This window comes from Methylobacterium crusticola, from assembly GCF_003574465.1.
Taxonomy (GTDB): Bacteria; Pseudomonadota; Alphaproteobacteria; order Rhizobiales; family Beijerinckiaceae; genus Methylobacterium; species Methylobacterium crusticola.
The window spans coordinates 1-2,901 of sequence record NZ_QOWC01000396.1 but is presented as its reverse complement, the minus strand read 5'-3'; the positions used below and the strand labels follow the sequence as shown (position 1 = coordinate 2,901).

Sequence of the window (2,901 nt, the reverse complement as noted above, 5' to 3'; positions counted from 1 at the left end):
GGCGGGTGCCGGCCTGGAACACCAGGGCGCCCGCGGCCTCGGCGGCGGCGAGCCCGCGGATCTCCGAGCCCCGGGTCACCGGCCCCGGGTAGCCCGGCGCCGCCATCACGACGGCCAGGGCGGCCGCCTCGGTCCAGGCGGGCGCGAGGCCGGAGACGTCGCCCGCGCAGGCCGCGAGCAGCATCGGCACGAGGTCGCCGGCGAGGCGCGGCATCAGCACCTGGCACTCGGGATCGCCGAAGCGGACGTTGTACTCGATGAGCATCGGGCCCTCCCGGGTCAGCATCAGCCCGGCATACAGGATGCCCGTGAAGGGCGTGCCGCGCTCCCGCATCCCGTCGAGGGTCGGGCGGATGATCCGCTCCATCACGGCGGCCTCGAGGCCCGGGTCGAGGACCGGGGCGGGCGAGTAGGCCCCCATGCCGCCGGTGTTGGGGCCGCGGTCGCCGTCGTGGACGCGCTTGTGGTCCTGCGCCGTGCCGAAGAGCACGGCCCGGGTGCCGTCGCAGAGGGCGAACAGGCTCGCCTCCTCGCCGACCAGGCACTCCTCGATCACGACCTCGGCCCCGGCCGCCCCGAGGCCGCCGCCGAGCATCGCCTCCACGGCGGCCTCGGCCTCGGCCAGGGTCTCGGCCACGACCACGCCCTTGCCGGCCGCGAGGCCGTCGGCCTTGACGACGATCGGGGCGGTGCGCGCCCGCAGGTAGGCGAGGGCGGGCGCGACGGCCCGGAAGCGCGCGAAGGCCGCGGTGGGAATGCCGCACTCCCGGGCGAGCTCCTTGGTGAAGGCCTTGGAGCCCTCGAGCCGGGCCGCCGCCGCGCTCGGCCCGAACGCCCGGATGCCGGCGGCCGCGAGGGCGTCGACGAGCCCGGCGACGAGGGGCGCCTCGGGCCCGACCACCACGAGCCCGACCGCCTCCCGCCGGCAGAGCGCGACCACGGCGGCGGCGTCGGTCACGTCGAGCCCGGGCAGGTTGGTGCCGTGGGCGGCCGTGCCGGGGTTGCCGGGGGCGATCAGCAGGCGCCCGCAGGCGGGGCTCTGCGCCAGCTTCCAGGCGAGGGCGTGCTCGCGCCCCCCGGAGCCGATCAGCAGGAGGGTGAGGGGGTGCTCGGCCTGATCGTGCATGGCCCGTCCGGGAGGCTGGCGTGACGTCCCGGGAGGGATGGAATCCCATCCCTCCGTCCGGACATGCGGCGAGACGCGGGCCCGGGGGACGGCCGGGCGCGCCCACGACGCGCCCGGCCGTCCCCCGGGACGTCTCGAAGGGCGGGTTTAGGCGGCGCGCGCGCCGGCAGCAACCGGGGTGATGCGCGCGGGCCACGGGGCCGCTCATCCGGCCGGACGGGCTTTGCGCGCGCCGGTGCGACCCGGTAGCCTTGCGGGACATGTCGGCCTCCGCTCTCCCCGCACCCTCGTCCCGCCCCGGCGCGACGGCCCCCGGCAACGCGCCGGAATGGTCGGTCACCGAGCTCGCCTCGGCGCTCAAGCGCACCCTGGAGGACGCGTTCGGGCACGTGCGCCTGAAGGGCGAGATCTCGGGGTACCGCGGCCCGCACGGCTCGGGCCACGCCTACTTCTCGCTCAAGGACGGCGGCGCCAAGATCGACGCGGTGATCTGGAAGGGCACGCTCGCGCGCCTGCGCCACAAGCCCAAGGAGGGGCTGGAGGTCGTCGCCACGGGCAAGATCACGACCTACCCGGGCAAGTCCGCCTACCAGATCGTGGTCGATTCCCTCGAGCCCGCCGGGGCCGGGGCCTGGATGGCGCTGCTGGAGGAGCGCCGCCGCCTGCTCGCCGCCGAGGGGCTGTTCGACGCCGCCCGCAAGCGGCCGCTGCCCTACCTGCCGCGGGTCGTCGGCGTCGTGACCTCGCCCACGGGCGCGGTGATCCGCGACATCCTGCACCGGCTCGCCGACCGCTTCCCGCGCCCCGTGCTGGTGTGGCCGGTGCGGGTGCAGGGGGAGGGGTCGGCCGAGGAGATCGCGGCGGCGATCCGGGGCTTCAACGCGCTGGCGGCGGACGGGCCGATCCCGCGGCCCGACGTGCTGATCGTCGCCCGGGGCGGCGGCTCGATCGAGGACCTGTGGAGCTTCAACGAGGAGATCGTGGTGCGGGCCGCGGCCGAGAGCGCGATCCCGCTCATCGCCGCCGTCGGCCACGAGACCGACGTCACGCTGATCGACCACGCCGCCGACCGGCGCGCCCCGACCCCGACCGGCGCCGCCGAGATGGCGGTCCCGGTCCAGCACGAGCTGTCGGCCGACCTCGACGCCCTGGCCCGGCGCCACGCCGGGGCCCTGGCGCGCCTCGTCGACCGGCGCCGCAGCGACCTGCGCGGCCTCGCCCGGGCGCTTCCCGGCCCGGAGGCCGTGCTGGCCCAGAAGCGCCAGCGCCTCGACCTCGCGGAGGCGCGGCTCGCGCCGGCGCTCGCCGCCAACGCGCGCGACGCCCAGGGCCGCCTCGGCCGGGTGCTCCAGGGCCTCGCCCGCAACCCGCCGACCCTGCGCCTCGCCCGCGCCCGGGAGCGCCTGGCGGGGATCGACCACCGCCCGCGCCACGCCCTCGAGCGCACGCTCGCCGTGCAGGGCGAGCGCCTGGCCGGGCTGGCGCGCCGCCTGGAGCAGGCCCCCGCCCGCGACCTGGAGCGCCGGTCCGGCCGCCTCGCCCGCGCCGCCTCGCTGTTCTCCAGCCTCAATTACCGGTCGGTGCTGGCGCGGGGCTACGCCCTCGTCCTCGACGGGGCGGGCCGGCCGGTGGGCGGGACGGAGGCCGCGCGTGCCGCCGGCCGCGTCACGGTGGAGTTCGCCGACGGGCGGGTCGAGGCGACCGTCGAGGGCGGCGAGGCCCCGGAGAGCACCCGCCCGGCGCCGCGGCGCGCCGCCGCCCGGCGCGGGCCCGCC

2 protein-coding genes are annotated in these 2,901 nt (G+C 78.1%); one reads left to right on the top strand and one right to left on the bottom strand.

The features are described 5' to 3' along the window. On the bottom strand, positions 1-1,126 hold a 1,126-nt coding region (gene purD, locus DT057_RS34385; RefSeq protein ID WP_203236461.1), incomplete at its 3' end, for a phosphoribosylamine--glycine ligase. A 260-nt stretch (positions 1,127-1,386) separates the two neighbouring features. On the opposite strand from purD, the gene xseA reads away from it, so the two are divergent. Continuing rightward, positions 1,387-2,901, top strand: a 1,515-nt coding sequence (gene xseA, locus DT057_RS34375; RefSeq protein WP_128566482.1) for an exodeoxyribonuclease VII large subunit, incomplete at its 3' end; no start/stop codon positions are given.